This is a genomic window from Acetobacter sp. DsW_063, from assembly GCF_002153745.1.
Classification (GTDB): domain Bacteria; phylum Pseudomonadota; class Alphaproteobacteria; order Acetobacterales; family Acetobacteraceae; genus Acetobacter.
The window spans coordinates 1-13902 of the sequence record NZ_JOPL01000013.1; the positions used below are offsets into that span (position 1 = coordinate 1).

At 59.9% G+C, this 13902-nt stretch carries 16 protein-coding genes and 2 tRNA genes; 14 read left to right on the top strand and 4 right to left on the bottom strand.

Annotation, left to right across the window (positions count from 1 at the left end):
- The first annotated feature begins 370 nt into the window (after positions 1–370).
- Positions 371–1759, top strand: coding sequence for a DUF6311 domain-containing protein (locus HK28_RS02895; protein ID WP_143217298.1), 1389 nt, complete (start codon positions 371–373; stop codon positions 1757–1759).
- A 349-nt stretch (positions 1760–2108) separates the two neighbouring features.
- Entirely contained in the window at positions 2109–2603 is a 495-nt protein-coding gene (locus tag HK28_RS02900; protein WP_086643124.1) for a hypothetical protein, read from the top strand.
- 253 nt (positions 2604–2856) lie between these two features.
- Here HK28_RS02900 and HK28_RS02905 read toward each other — a convergent pair.
- Together HK28_RS02905 and rpsU are read right to left on the bottom strand one after the other, a co-directional pair.
- A tRNA-Arg gene (locus HK28_RS02905) sits at positions 2857–2933 on the bottom strand.
- Positions 2934–3332: 399 nt separating this feature from the next.
- Complete coding sequence (rpsU, locus tag HK28_RS02910) at positions 3333–3536, bottom strand: 30S ribosomal protein S21 (RefSeq protein WP_084440514.1); 204 nt, start codon at positions 3534–3536, stop codon at positions 3333–3335.
- 221 nt (positions 3537–3757) lie between these two features.
- On the opposite strand from rpsU, the gene def reads away from it, so the two are divergent.
- The 5 genes from def to HK28_RS02935 all read left to right on the top strand — a co-directional run bounded on the left by def (position 3758) and on the right by HK28_RS02935 (position 7897).
- Positions 3758–4309, top strand: coding sequence for a peptide deformylase (gene def / locus HK28_RS02915; RefSeq protein ID WP_086643125.1), 552 nt, complete (start codon positions 3758–3760; stop codon positions 4307–4309).
- Complete coding sequence (locus HK28_RS02920; RefSeq protein ID WP_086643126.1) at positions 4306–4923, top strand: hypothetical protein; 618 nt, start codon at positions 4306–4308, stop codon at positions 4921–4923. The genes def and HK28_RS02920 overlap by 4 nt, the downstream gene beginning before the upstream one ends.
- A gap of 3 nt (positions 4924–4926) precedes the next feature.
- The gene (locus HK28_RS02925; RefSeq protein ID WP_086643127.1) at positions 4927–5484 is read left to right on the top strand and encodes a MarR family winged helix-turn-helix transcriptional regulator; all 558 of its coding nucleotides are present in this window, start codon (positions 4927–4929) and stop codon (positions 5482–5484) included.
- A complete protein-coding gene (locus HK28_RS02930) occupies positions 5474–6244 on the top strand; it encodes a response regulator (protein WP_086643128.1) in 771 nt (256 codons plus the stop codon). The genes HK28_RS02925 and HK28_RS02930 overlap by 11 nt, the downstream gene beginning before the upstream one ends.
- A 285-nt stretch (positions 6245–6529) precedes the next feature.
- The gene (locus HK28_RS02935) at positions 6530–7897 is read left to right on the top strand and encodes an ATP-binding protein (RefSeq protein ID WP_086643223.1); all 1368 of its coding nucleotides are present in this window, start codon (positions 6530–6532) and stop codon (positions 7895–7897) included.
- A gap of 48 nt (positions 7898–7945) precedes the next feature.
- Here HK28_RS02935 and HK28_RS02940 read toward each other — a convergent pair whose 3' ends face one another.
- The gene (locus HK28_RS02940) at positions 7946–8461 is read right to left on the bottom strand and encodes an outer membrane protein assembly factor BamE (protein WP_086643224.1); all 516 of its coding nucleotides are present in this window, start codon (positions 8459–8461) and stop codon (positions 7946–7948) included.
- 242 nt (positions 8462–8703) lie between these two features.
- Between HK28_RS02940 and HK28_RS02945 the strand changes: the two genes are divergently transcribed.
- From HK28_RS02945 to HK28_RS02975, 7 genes are all read left to right on the top strand, one after another.
- Positions 8704–9276 (top strand): DUF177 domain-containing protein, encoded by a 573-nt coding sequence (locus tag HK28_RS02945; RefSeq protein WP_086643129.1) that lies wholly within the window; start codon positions 8704–8706, stop codon positions 9274–9276.
- A 149-nt stretch (positions 9277–9425) separates the two neighbouring features.
- On the top strand, positions 9426–9629 hold the full coding sequence (gene rpmF / locus HK28_RS02950; RefSeq protein ID WP_084440511.1) for a 50S ribosomal protein L32: 204 nt from the start codon (positions 9426–9428) through the stop codon (positions 9627–9629).
- A 76-nt stretch (positions 9630–9705) separates the two neighbouring features.
- The gene (gene plsX, locus HK28_RS02955) at positions 9706–10815 is read left to right on the top strand and encodes a phosphate acyltransferase PlsX (RefSeq protein WP_086643130.1); all 1110 of its coding nucleotides are present in this window, start codon (positions 9706–9708) and stop codon (positions 10813–10815) included.
- Positions 10816–10876: 61 nt separating this feature from the next.
- Positions 10877–11842 carry a beta-ketoacyl-ACP synthase III gene (locus HK28_RS02960; RefSeq protein ID WP_086643131.1) on the top strand — a complete coding sequence of 322 codons (966 nt, stop codon included), beginning with the start codon at positions 10877–10879 and terminating at the stop codon, positions 11840–11842.
- A 60-nt stretch (positions 11843–11902) separates the two neighbouring features.
- On the top strand, positions 11903–12226 hold the full coding sequence (locus HK28_RS02965) for an integration host factor subunit alpha (protein WP_086643132.1): 324 nt from the start codon (positions 11903–11905) through the stop codon (positions 12224–12226).
- Positions 12223–12783, top strand: a complete 561-nt coding sequence (locus tag HK28_RS02970) for a MerR family transcriptional regulator (RefSeq protein ID WP_086643133.1) — start codon at positions 12223–12225, stop codon at positions 12781–12783. The genes HK28_RS02965 and HK28_RS02970 overlap by 4 nt, the downstream gene beginning before the upstream one ends.
- Before the next feature lie 88 nt (positions 12784–12871).
- Positions 12872–12945 (top strand) — tRNA-Pro (locus tag HK28_RS02975).
- A gap of 24 nt (positions 12946–12969) precedes the next feature.
- On the opposite strand, the gene HK28_RS02980 is transcribed toward HK28_RS02975, so the two are convergent.
- On the bottom strand, positions 12970–13722 hold the full coding sequence (locus HK28_RS02980) for an XRE family transcriptional regulator (RefSeq protein WP_086643134.1): 753 nt from the start codon (positions 13720–13722) through the stop codon (positions 12970–12972).
- Positions 13723–13902 lie beyond the last annotated feature (180 nt).

Genomic DNA, 13902 nt, shown 5'->3' on the forward strand with positions numbered 1-13902 from the left:
AATTACGGGCCAAGCGCATCAATCAACGGCTCTTCGATCCCTCCAAGTATACTATTTTATGCAATCATAACCTCGCGTAGATGAGTTGAATTCACTGTCGACGTCGTGACTGAAACGATCGAGCCGTTGACCAGTCCGCAATCGTGTCAGGTATAAAATTGTGAAAATCGTCACTTTGCGTGCCTCGACCGTTCGTTTTTTTAGTTACGGGTTGGCCGCTGCCGTTGGTCTCGCTTTCGCGCTCCACTGTTTGCCTTTACGTGTAATCACTGGGAAGCTGCCCGCTGGATTGATCGGCGTCCCCGATCAATATTTGAACGACCCATCATTGTTGCGAGCACGAGCGGCCACATTCGACGATCTGCAACATATGACAGGGTTACTTTATTTTCTGCAGCAGCCATGGAGGTGGTCGCTTCTGGAAGCGCCAAAACTGGCGAACGGCGTTTCAATATCACTGACCGACAGCAATCCCCTCGTCGCAATTATTTTCAAAACGCTTCATCCGCTCACGCCGTGGATGGAACAATCGCTTGGTCCATATCTGGCGCTCTCTTACCTGATGCAGCCGATCGCAGCTGTCTTCGCTCTGCGCGGCACAGGCTGCCGCGACATCGGCTCGGCCGTGGCGATCGCATTACTATCCGTCGGCATACCTCATATTGTCGCTGAGCCGGCCGAACAGGCGCTCACAGGTCATTTCGTCGTTTTAACGGCGTTCGGGCTTTACTTTCGTCTTGTCCGCCACAGCCAGACCCCGCTTCGGCTTCTGGTGGCGTTGTCCATATTGTCGATCGCCTGCTTGCTTATCCATCCTTACCTGATGCTGATGGTGCTCGCAGTCTTCGGCGCCGGAGTGTTGACGCCGCTTCTGCGAGGACAGTGGCCCACAGCCGCCGCGTCAGGCTGCGCCCTAGGCGTGACGCTACTTGCGATCCGTCTGTTGGCTCGCATGATCGGTCTGGACGCGGTTCAACCTAACCACGTCGCACTGTATCCCCTTTTGCTGCGCGATTTTCTCGGACCCATCGTTCGCCTTGTTCCGCAGTGGACGTGGATTCCCGACTCACTACCCGGCGTCGACGCCGGTGTCGCCTATGCAGGCGCCGGGCTTATCGTGATGCCGGCAGTTCTGCTCTTGTTCGCTCAAGTACGATCGCAGTTGATCGCAGCGATCCGGAACCATGGCGGCTTGTTTCTCGCGGTTCTCGCACTGGCTCTTGGTGCAACTCAAGGCCACGTGATCGCCAACTGGCTGCGTTACTTTTCGCTTGTCCACGTCGCTGACACGATTGATCAATTCAGGGTCAGTCTACGATTGATCTGGCCAGTTCTGGATCTCGCAATGATTGCCTGTGTACGCTTTGCGGTCTTCACTCGGTGGCGGCCATGGCTGCTGGCTTTTGGCGTAACCGTGCAACTTCTTGACACCGAGCGGCTGCGTGCGGACGCACGTCTGGCGTTAAGCTGGGAAGCAACGCCTTTTACGACGGAACAGGCTCGCTTTGACGCCCGTCTGGACGGCGCGACTGCATTGCAACTGGAGCCAATGCTCGCCTGTGAACCACAACTCGTGTGGCGCTATGCGCAATTGGCTTACCTTGCCGCCCGGCACAATATAGCTGTTAATGACGCTTATTTCTCTCGCCAGCCGAGGGCCGTATCGTGCCCTGAGCAGCGTGCGCCGGACAACCTCAACGATCCAACAGTAACGCGCAACAATGGCGTCGTCACGGTGATCGACGGCGCCGCGTTCTAAAGTCAAGGAACCGCTTTCCTATCGTCAGAGGTTAACGGGAAGCTCATCATCATTGACGTCTGAAAGCCAAGCGCGCCTGCAACATCAGGGAAATTCCCCGCGCACCTTAATCTGATGAGCGCCACTCGTTGTCGATAGATGTTCTGCGAGTTCGAAATATTTCTCAAAAATCAGCGACGATCAGGGCGCCACAGGGGAGGTAAGTTATTCATTTTTCGGCAGGCGAACCTCGCGAACGGAGCAACCCTGCACGTTGTTCGAAGCGCTGTTGCGTATCAGGATATCACGAGGGATGCTCTTAAACAGGTCGTGCGCGATGTTCGGAGCATAGAGCCAGACGACAAGGTCTATGCGAGCTATTACGCCGATAACATGGATTGGATGGCCAATCGCGGATTTACCTTGGCTCAGGCCTATCCAAGGACTGGCGACGCTCGACACCGATATCCTGCAACAACAGGTGCAGTTCGTCACAGGACAGACCGTCCCTACAAACGACGTGTGGATCAGCAGTGTCGAGCAACAGATTGGCGCGCGTCAAGCGACGTTCTGGGGCGCGGTCCAGACCCTGACCCAAAGCGACGCCGCCCGTACCCAGATAAAGGGCGTCTACGCCGACTGGGGCCAACTCCCGCCGAGCGACGCCGAACTGCAGACGGCGGGCGCGGCGTTATACAATCTCTCGCGGGGCTGGCAGGTCGTTCAGGGACAGAATGTAACCGAATGGGCGAACGAAGCCGCCGCCTGGCGCGCTCCACGGGAGATCTGCTGGTTCTCGTCGACCGCGAGCGCAAGCTCAAGCGCTGAGCGAGAGCCTTGGCGAGGCAGCCATCCAGACGTGTGACGCGCCCCTCAGCGCCTCGCGTCGCAGCCGGATCTCGATCATGTTGGGGACAAGAGCGTGAAACGGTTTCAGCGCCGCCAGACACCCTGTCCTAGCCTGAGGCCAGACGTCGCTAGCGTGAGCAGCGAGTGGACGTCACCGCCTGCAAGCGAAGCGGATCAGGCACCGTATAGGATCAGTCCGGAGTGAGTTCGGAAACTTCTGACAGGGAAAAAGACCGAAAGGCCAATTTCAAAAATTTTCAGAAATAATCTGGCGCACCCGAAAGGACTCGAACCTCTAACCCCCAGATTCGTAGTCTGGTGCTCTATCCAATTGAGCTACGGGTGCGGACGAGGGGCTATGTAGCCGAGAGGATTCGTCTCTGCAACCCCCTATTTCACGCCTCAGACATAAATCTCTATGCGAGACCCTCTTGAACACTCGAAGGAGAAAACTCTCATGGTCTGATTGGAAAGTTCATGATCACCCATGCACGGCTACATGACCGGGCTAGCGCCAGAATTAGCAACACGAACCAAAATATCGGCGTCTCTACAGACACGCCCCAGAAATGTCGGTCTCGCGCCTCACCAACCTGCTCGTTCGAACCTCAGCAAGCAAGATAGACCGCCGGAGACGCGAAGTGAGTTCTCCTGCGTCGGTCAGCTTGCCGCACCCGTGAAGGCAAAAAAAAACCGGCTTCAGACGAAGCCGGTTTTACGCATAATCCGCCTGGACTGAGGCGAATTAGAAGCCTTCGCGCTCGAGACGCTTACGCTCCATCTTGCGAGCGCGACGCACGGCCTCGGCCGCTTCACGCGCACGGCGCTCAGACGGCTTCTCGTAATGACGACGAAGCTTCATCTCGCGGAAAATACCTTCGCGCTGCATTTTCTTTTTGAGCGCCTTGAGAGCCTGGTCGACATTGTTGTCGCGAACGAGAACCTGCACTGCGTGGTCTACTCCTGATCGAACCTGGTGACCGTGACGGCGCGCCGGATTCTTGCCGATTGGTAAGGACGAAAGCGGCGACCTGAGACGCCCTTACGTCGAAGAGGGCCGCTGCTTAGCACGGCCGAACAGGAAAAGACAACTCGATTCCGCTGAACACGTTTTCCTGAACGGCGCATCGGGCTATCGTTCGTGCAGTCTGCAGGGGTGATCTTTGTCTTATGGCGTTACTCAAGATAGCACGCATGGGGCACCCTGTGCTTCTCGCCACGGCCCAGATCGTCGACGCGATTGACGACCCTGCCGTGCAGAGCCTTATCGACGATATGATCGAGACGATGTTCGATGCGGCTGGCGCTGGATTGGCGGCTCCGCAAGTGCATGTTTCCAAAAGAATAATCGTATATCGCACACCACGTGGCCGCGTCGAGGAAGAGAGCGATCAGGACGACAGCGTCAAGGTGCTGGTGAATCCGGTGTTAAAGCCTTCAGGCGTCGAGACGACGCTGCGCCTCGAGGGCTGCCTGTCTATTCCGGGCCTGCGTGGTTGGGTGCCGCGCTACACGCGGGTCTTCTATGAGGGATATGACCGACGGGGCGAACGAGTCGCCGGCGAAGTCGGCGGATTTCAGGCGAATGTGCTGCAACACGAGGTCGATCACCTTGATGGCGTTCTGTACCCAATGCGCATGACCGATCTGCGTCTCTTCGGCTTTGACACTGAAGCCGAGCGCCATCTCCAGCTCGACCAGATTCAGGGCGACCGTTCGTGATCGGGCTGGCGACACGCCTCGCCGTCCCCCGAGCGATCGAATGCAGCGAGGAACGCGACTCGGCGCTGAAAGCGTTCGCCAACGAGGCCGGGCAGGCAGGCTGGTCGATAGCAACCCTTCAGAGAGCGGCCGGCCCCGACGCCGACCTTCTGTTTCCGGGCGGACTGCGCGAGGTCACTGAAGCCTGGGGCGATCTGGCGGATCGGTGGATGCTCGCCGCTATGGCGGGGTCTGAAGCAGAGGAACCCCGCCTGAGCCGACGCGTACGACGCGCCGTGCTGGAGCGGCTGGATGCGTTGACGCCTTACAAGGCGGCAGAGCGCCGCGCAGTGGCGTTTCTGGCGCGCCCATGCGGACAGGCCGCAGCTGCGCGGATCGCGATGCGGACAGTGAATGCGATCTGGGAAGCCGCAGGCGACGGAGCCTCAGGCTTCACCTGGGCGACAAAGCGCGTGTCCCTGTCGGCCGTATATGGCCCTACGTTCGCAACGTGGCTTGCGAGCGATGATCGAGGAAAAGTTGAGCGCATCCTTGACGCCGGACTTGAACGTACGCGGCGTATTGGCGCCTGTCGGCAAAAACTCTCTACGCGCTTTCGTCCAGGCGTCGGCTGAACCATGGCGATCGAGCAGCGCAAGACATCGACTGACGCTGAGGATGCGCCCGGCGACGGCGTACTTTTTTTACGCGAGCAGCAGCTCAGGCTCGCGCAGGAATTGTTGATCCTGACGGCGCGCGACATGGGCGAGGCCATAGCCCCGGTGCTTGAAGAACTGAAACTTGGCGGCGCGCAGCATAGAGCCCTGCAGATGCTCGCGCTTCACCCCGGAATGACCGTCGGCTCCCTGCAAGACGCCCTGGGGGTCACGAAACAGAGTCTTGCGCGAACGCTGTCGGAATTACAGGATCGGGGGATGGTGACGGCGTGCGCCGGGACGCAGGATCGTCGCTGCCGGTTTCTGGAGTTGACTGCGACAGGAAAAGCTGCCGAAGCACGGCTATTCGGTGTGCAGCGGGAGCGTCTTGTCGCCGCTTATCGTGACGCAGGCGGCCCAGCCGTTGCGGGATTCCGCCATGTGCTCAGAGGGTTGCTGACGCCTGAGAGCAAGGCGCTTCTGGGAGGTTCTCCCCAGACGAGAGAGCCTATGAAAGGAAGATCTCGCGATGGCAAGTGAGCAGGCTGGAGATAGGAGCGTCCTCAACGAACGGCCCGCGCCTTTTCAGGTGGCGCGCGACGAAAGCGTGTCGGGCGCCCACGTGCTGGTGGTGGACGACGACCCTCGCCTGCGGCGGCTGTTACAGCGTTATCTGGTCGAACACGGTTTTCGCGTCACCGCTTCGGCGTCGGCGCTTGAGGCGCGGCAGGCACTGGGGTTCATGCTGCCTGACGCCATCGTGCTCGACGTAACCATGCCGGGGGAAACGGGACTCGAATTGACACGCGCACTGCGGACGCAGGGACTGGACATCCCGATCCTGCTTCTGACGGCGCGTGGCGAACCCGAGGACCGGATCACTGGTCTTGAAGCCGGAGCTGATGATTATCTTGGCAAGCCGTTTGAACCGCGCGAATTGCTGCTGCGCCTGAAAGCGCATCTGCGGCGACTGACGCCCTCGGCGCCTGCGGATAACCTGCGTGTCGTGCGGTTGGGCATGGTCGAATTCGACCCGGCGCGCGGCGTGCTGACGGGCGAAAATGGCCCGGTGCATCTGACTGGCGGCGAGGCCGCGCTTCTCGCAGCGCTCTCGCGCCGCCCGAACGAGGTGCTGTCGCGCGAGGAAATCGCCGTTGCCCTGGACATGACGGAAATCGGCGAGCGCGCTGTCGACGTGCAGGTGACGAGGCTGCGGCGCAGGATCGAGCCGGACCCGCGAGAGCCACGTTATCTGCACACCATTCGGGGCAAGGGATACGTTTTGAAGCCGGGCTTCTAGGACGTTTCCACCCCACCCACATAACGCCCGGTCCAGAGCCGACCATTCGGATATCGAGGCCGCCATGTCTTTTTGCGATAGACGCCCTTGGTCTGCCGGAGCTGTTTGATAGGACGAAAAGCAAAGGCTTCTTCTCATGGCAGCCCATCGATCAGACTCCTGCCTTCGGCCCAAAGTATAGACTGTCCTGACGACTAAGCAGCTCTTGCCCGACGACATTCGGAGCGCCCGAGCGGCCGTGGACCCATTGACGACCGGTTCCTATTGGAGGCGACGATTTTCGGCATGTTACGATGGCGCGGCATGTGGAGCGAAGAGCGCGTCGACAGATCGGTACGCCGTGTGCTGCCTCGTTCGTTTCTCGCCCGTTCACTACTGATTCTATTGCTCCCGCTACTGGTGACGCAGGGCATCGCTCTCGAACTTTTCTACGGGAACTACCTGCGCGTCGTCTCGCGCCGCTTTTCGGACAGCGTTGCCTCCGAGATCGCGTTGTCTCTCGATTTGATGGAGCGTTATCACGCACGCGGCGATCGGGCCTGGCTGATCACAACAGCGCGCAATCGCACGCAATTGGCGATGACTTGGCGACCAGGGCAACGGTTGACGCGGTTCGGATCGACGCACGTCCTCGGGCCCATGGACGATGATCTCGTTCGCGCCATGCAGGAGATCGTCGCCTATCCATTTTTTATCGACTGGCTGCGCGACGAACATACGGTGTTCATCGATATTCAGGTCCCGGACGGCGTAATCTCGGTGGAGGCGCCGCGCAAACGCCTTGATGTCGGACAAATATGGCTGTTCGTGCTGTGGGCGCTTAGCGGTTCGATTTTGCTATTCGGCATCGCGGCCCTGTTCATGCGAAATCAGGTTCGGGCGATACGTCGGCTGGCGAAGGCCGCCGAACAGTTTGGCCTTGGGCGCGATCCGGGACCGATTCGCCCTGAAGGAGCGCAGGAAGTTCGCAAGGCCGCAGTTGCGTTCAACCGCATGCAAGATCGCATTCTTCGCTTCGTGTCACAGCGCACCGCCGTGCTTGCCGGAGTGTCGCATGACCTGCGCACCCCACTTACGCGCATGCGGCTATCCCTGGCGATGTTGCCGCATACAGGTTCTCTGGACGCCACCGACCTCCGCGAAGATATCGCAGACATGGTCGCCGACGTCGCGGAAATGGAGCGCATGATCGAAAGCTACCTCTCATTTGCGCGCGGAGAGGGTGCGGAGAATCCCGTCACAATGGATCTGGCCGCGTTACTCGACGATGTGGCCGCATCGGCGCGGCGGGCTGGCGTTGCGTTGCATGCTGTGGATTGCAGCCCCGGCATTACGCTGCAGGCGCGTCCGGATGCGATGCGCCGGATGCTCAGCAATCTCGCAGAGAATGCACGCAGACACGGCGCAGGTGTTTGGCTCTCCGGTCGCGGGGAACGAAACACGGCGGTAATCGAGGTTGACGACGATGGCCCCGGCATACCGGCAGACCGTCGGGAAGATGTGTTCCGCGCGTTCAGCAGCGGTACGGGGGGCGGTGGAACCGGGCTCGGCCTCACTATCGTGCGCGATATCGCGCGGGCGCACGGAGGAGAAATCCGGCTGGAGAGCAGCCGGATGGGCGGCCTCAATGTAAAGATCACACTTCCACGGTGACTCTGGGATTCTCGTAGTCAGACCCAGAGTCGACAAGTTAAATCTGGATCAAGGCAAGCTGTTGCCGGTGCCGCCGTGACCAGGACCGTTGTTACTGCCCATGGGGCCAGTCGATCCGCCGAAGGTGCTGCCCATGCCAGACATCGGGTTGTAACGTCCGACGTTGCCCAGGATCTGCTGCATGACGTTGATCTTGGTGCCAGGCGTCGGCGTGACTGCGCCAACCATGCCAACCTTCTTGGCGTCCTTCAGATCCAGCGTCCTCAAGGAACGCAGGGTGCCTGCCGGATCGAAATTAAGCACGACGACCTGCTGCTTGGTGATGCGCGGAAAGCTCGCCGGCTCAGGTATGGTCATCATGGATATGTAAATCCATGTATTGTCGTCGAAGGTCGCTTTCGTCGTCGGGGATCCCAACAGATCAATCGCATCCGCGCGGTTACTGACGCCCGGCTTGAGCTGGGTGTAGTCGTCGGCCTCGATGAGCGAGCCACGCGGCATCGGGGGCGATTGAAAGAACGAGCAGGCCGAAAGCAGGCAAGCGGAGCCGACCAGAACCAGCATCGGAGCCAGCGCGGCGCGGCCGCGGCGCGGTCGGAGGCCAGTCGGAGGGGACAAGGGCGTTTCGCATGCTGGCATCGAGAGGTCTGCTATCCTTCGCAGGCGCTGCGATCCTATTAACGCCACGTGCCGGGCGTCGATCGGAAATCGCGGGACTTGATTGTCCGGTGCCTGATAGCATGCTTTCTGTCAATCATGTCGGACGGCGACGCCATAGACGCCGGGCACGTTGGGGACTGCAGAATATGGCCGATCATGAATCTCTCGAATTTTCCCGCCCGATCCTGGTGCGGTCGTTGCGCAGCAGCCAGTCGGGTGCTCCGCGGGAAGTCTCGATAGAAGCGAATGAAATCGAGAGAAACGCCATGGCTCGGCGCCTAGGGCTGCCTGCGATTGCGAGCTTTTCATGTCGCTACCGATTGAACGCGGAAGCCCGAGGGCGAGTTCTCGCCGAAGCCACGCTCACCACACGTCTGACGCAAATCTGCGTCGTCACGCTGGAACCGTTCGAGGACGCACTGGTCGAGCGTTTCGCTGTCAGATTCGTTCCTGAGACTGACATGCGCGAGGACGATCTCAGCGACGTCGACTCCATCGATGAGACACCTTACGCGGGCGACAACATCGACATTGGAGAGGCGGCGACCGAGCAGTTGGGCCTGATTCTCGATCCCTACCCGCGTCGGCCAGGGGTCGAAATTCCGGCGGAATGGCGTGGGGACGAGGGCGGAGCGGGCAATAGCGACGAGCGAGAGAACGACGGCCCGACGCGTCGTCCCTTCGCGGCGTTGGAGCAGTTGAAGCGTCGTCAAAAATAAATCGGACGCGGGGATCCTTAATCGGACAGACCGTTGGGTTCTTGCGAAACCGCCGCCCGTCTGGTAGAGGCCCCCGCTCAATTGATGTTTTTGTCCGGCTTCGCGCTATGCGGCTCCGGGCTGATTCCAGTTTGGAGGGGCTCGGACCCATGGCTGTACCTAAAAGAAAAACTTCCCCCTCACGTCGCGGCATGCGTCGCAGCCATGAGGCTCTGCGCGTCGAATCCAGCGCTGAATGCGGAAACTGCGGCGAATTGAAGCGTCCGCACCACATCTGCAGCCACTGCGGACACTACGATGGCCGTGAAGTCATCGCCGCCGGCAAGGCGCTTAAGGTCGCGGTTCGCGCCTGAAAAACGGCCGCCGGGGAGACTATTGTCGCTTTGATGCGGCGGCTGCCAGCTTGGATCGGATTGGCGGAAACCGTTCATGAGCATGACTGATAGCTCCAACGTGCTGTCCGGGACGCCCGAGGAGCCCTACGCACTGGCGATTGACGCCATGGGCGGCGACGGTGGCCCTGAGGTCGTTATCGCGGGTCTCGCGGTGGCGGCCGATCGTCATCCGGGCGCACGGGTTCTTCTGATCGGCGATGAGGCCCGTCTGAAGGCGATCCTGCCGAAGCACCCGAAAGCTGCGGCGATCTGCACGATCCGCCATGCCGCCTCCTCAATTGCGATGGACATGAAGCCCACGGCGGCGTTGCGGGTTCGCGACTCGTCGATGCGGCTCTCCATGGACGCAGTTGCGAATGGCGATGCGCGCGGCGTGGTCTCCGCGGGCAACAGCGGGGCCATGCTGGCCCTCGCCAAGATTATCGTCAAAACCCTTCCAGGGATTTCACGCCCCGCGATGGCGGCGATCAACCCGACCATGAAGGGTGACGCCGTGATGCTGGACCTTGGGGCCAACGTCACGTGCGACTGGCGCAATCTTGTCGAATTCGCTGTCATGGGCTGCGCCTTCGCCAAGGCCGTCCTTGGCCTCCCCGCGCCCACTATCGGGCTCCTCAACGTCGGGTCCGAAGAACTCAAGGGCGATGAGAAATTGCGGCAGGCGGCGGAAGCTCTGCGTGACAGCCCTCTTGCCTCGCAGTTTTACGGCTTCGTCGAAGGCCACGACATTACGGCGGGCACGACCGACGTCGTCGTGACCGACGGATTTACCGGCAATGTCGCGCTGAAGACCGGCGAAGGGACAATGAAGCTGGCGTCAGGCCTGTTCAAACAGGTCTTCACCAGCAGTCTGCTGGGACGAATCGGGTATCTTCTGGTTCGCCCCTCCCTGGAGCGCATGCGCGACTGGCTGGATCCCCGGCGCTACAACGGGGCCGTGTTCGTCGGCCTGAACGGCGTGGTAGTCAAATCACACGGAGGCACGGACGCCGAGGGCTTCGCGTCGGCATTCGATGTGGCTATGGATATGGTCACGCATGGCTTCAACGAAAGCATCCGCGACGGCCTGCTGCATATGCCGTCCCTGACGGGCGGAAAGTCCGCGGCCGGGCAGGAGCGTGAGGACGCGGTGCTGTCAACCTGAAGCGGCGTCGAATCTGCGTTCGTAGTGCGGGGCCGTTTTCGTGCTTTGAGAGTAAATAGATATGACGACTCGCTCCGCTATGGTTGGTTTTGGCGGGTACCTGCCTGAACGCGTAGTGACGAATGACGAGCTGTCCGAACGGTTCGACACGTCTGATGAGTGGATTCGCGCACGTACTGGCATCCGCCAGCGTCACATTGCTGGCGAGCAAGATACGGCGGTCAGCATGGCGACTCGGGCGGCCGAAAGGGCGTTGGAGTTTGCCGGCATCGCGCCCAAGGACGTTGACGCGGTAATCGTGGCTACAGCCACTCCAGACCAAGCCTTTCCATCCACGGCGGTCCGCGTTTTACACCAGCTTGGCGTCACACACGGCTTCGGGTTCGACGTTTCAGCGGCGTGTTGTGGCTTCATATACGCTCTGTCGTCTGCGGATGCGTTTATCAGATCCGGGCAGGCCCGCACGATTCTGGTCATCGGCAGCGAGGTTTACTCGCGGATTCTCGACTGGTCCGATCGTGGAACCGCCGTGCTTTTTGGCGATGGCGCGGGCGCTGTAGTACTGCGCGCGACTGACGGCGACGGATCGACCGGACTGATCGGCACCCACCTGCACGCCGACGGCTCTACGGGCGATCTGCTTTATGTGGACGGCGCCGTTGGACGTCGCGAGCATCCGGGTCACTTACGCATGAGCGGGCGGGATGTATTTCGTCACGCTGTGGCCAAGCTGTCCTCATCGGTTGACGAGGCTCTTGATGCTGCGGGGCTGACCTACGCGGACGTTTCCTGGCTGGTGCCGCACCAAGCCAATATCCGCATTATCGAGGCTGTCGCGCGCAAGCTTCAGATGCCGATCGAACGCGTGGTGGTGACGGTCGAACGTCATGCGAATACCTCTGCGGCGTCGATCCCTCTTGCTCTTGATGAAGCCGTGCGAGATGGGCGGATTCAACGTGGCGATCTCGTTTTGATGGAAGCGCTGGGCGGCGGCCTGACCTGGGGTTCTGCGCTCGCTCGAATGTAGAGCGCTGCACACGTTGCGTGTCCCGATTGACGAGGGATCATGGCGTGTTACCCTCGCTCCATGAGCACTGTTACGCGCGCAAGTTTGGTGGAACAGATTTACACGCAGGTCGGGCTGTCGCGAAGCGACTCGACCGCCCTGCTTGAAGCTGTTCTGGAAACGATGGGACAGACGCTTGAGACGGGCGAGACCGTCAAAATCAGCGGCTTTGGAACATTCATGGTGCGCAAAAAGGGGCGTCGCAGCGGGCGCAATCCCAAGACAGGCGTCGAAATCCCAATCCTTCCGCGCTCCGTGATCGTTTTCCGGCCGAGCCAGATACTCCGCGCCAAGGCGAATGGGCAGGAGCTCACAACTGAAACCGACGCGGATTTGGACGAATGACCAGCGCAACGGCTGGATCAGCTGACTTCAGTGAAGACTTGCCGCCGTCTGCGGATCAGGCGCATGAAGACGGGGACCTGAAAGGGCGAAAAGGACCGCTGGCGTTCAGAACGATCAGCGAGGTCGCCGACGAGTTGAACGTTCCTCAGCATGTGCTGCGCTTCTGGGAGGCGCGCTTTGAACAGGTAAAGCCGCTCAAGCGCGGCGGGGGGCGACGTTATTATCGCCCGGAGGATGTCGAACTCCTCAAGCGCATTTCTACGCTTCTATACGTTCAGGGATACACCATTCGTGGCGTCCAACGCGTTTTGCGCGGACAGGAGAGCGAACACTCCGACGATCCGGATGTAGTAGCCAGCCAGCCTGATACGTCCCGCACATCCAGTCCTGCGGATCACGATATGGCTCCGGATAGTGAAAGCGCCGTGGCACCCGCTGATCTGAACTCCATCCCAACCGTTACTGCCCCGCCCCCTCGTATCGACGCCAATCGCCTTCGAGAGGAACTGTCGGAGATATTGGTGGAACTGGAGGCTTTACGCCACTATCTGGGGTAGGCGGTAAATCGCAACGCTACAGCTGCTGTGCCGAACGCGCGGGCTTGCGGCGTTCTCAACGCCCTGCTAAACAGCCTCACCGATATGACGGGCAGTAGCGCAGCCTGGTAGCGCATCAGTCTGGGGGACTGGGGGTCGTGGGTTCGAATCCCGCCTGCCCGATATCGAGAATCTCTCCCCTACCTATCAAATATTTGGCTGAAATCTCGCCATTACGCGGCCGATAATCGTCAGGTCACGCGCCTCCCCAGCACGCACCCAGGCCACCTGCTCTACAGGCACGTCGAACGACGGGTAACGGGCATTGTCGCTTGTTACTGTGAAGGTTTCTCGGTCCTTGATCGTTAACCTCTTGACGATGAACATACCGTGGAAATTCATCACATATATCGCTTGGGCCAAGGCGTCGGGAGTGTAATCCACGAGGAGTGTGTCCCCAGGATTGATAGACGGCTGCATGCTGTCCCCTTGGACGCGGACCAGAAATAAATCCTTTTTCCAAGTCCCGAAAACGCCCGCAAGAAAATGGCGAGGCAATTCGTATTCGTCATATCCTTCCCACTCATCAGGGGTAATGCCCCTTCCAGCCGACGGCTCGGCATGAAAAAATTTCAACGCCACCGAATCGGGTTTCTGCCCCGTCAACTCGAGCCCGTCATTCGTCATCGCTCCATCGCCCGACGCTAGCCACGACAGTGACACCCCGCATGCGCGAGCGAGCGTAACCATCGCATCCGCCTTCATGTCGCGGCCTGCCAGATAATTGCTTAATGTACTAAAGGGCACGCCAGAACGCTCGGCCACCTTTGTATTGCCGCCGCCGAACCTTATCGCCGCCTTCAGGCGATCAGCGCGCGCCGTGATGGTGTCCGATCCGACGGAAAGCTTCGACTCTCTCAACAAACCATCTCCCCAAACATGCGGCCGGGACTCTGGCATAATTTTCCACGCGCGAATAGAAAATACCCATATGAGATTTTGTTTCCCATTTGGGTATTTTATGCTACACCAACAGGCGCGCAGTCCGAAAGCAACTTACACGCGCCACATGACGGACTGTGGCGAAGATTGTCGTTTGGTGAATAGTTGGGGACATGTAATATACTCTTAGATACACGA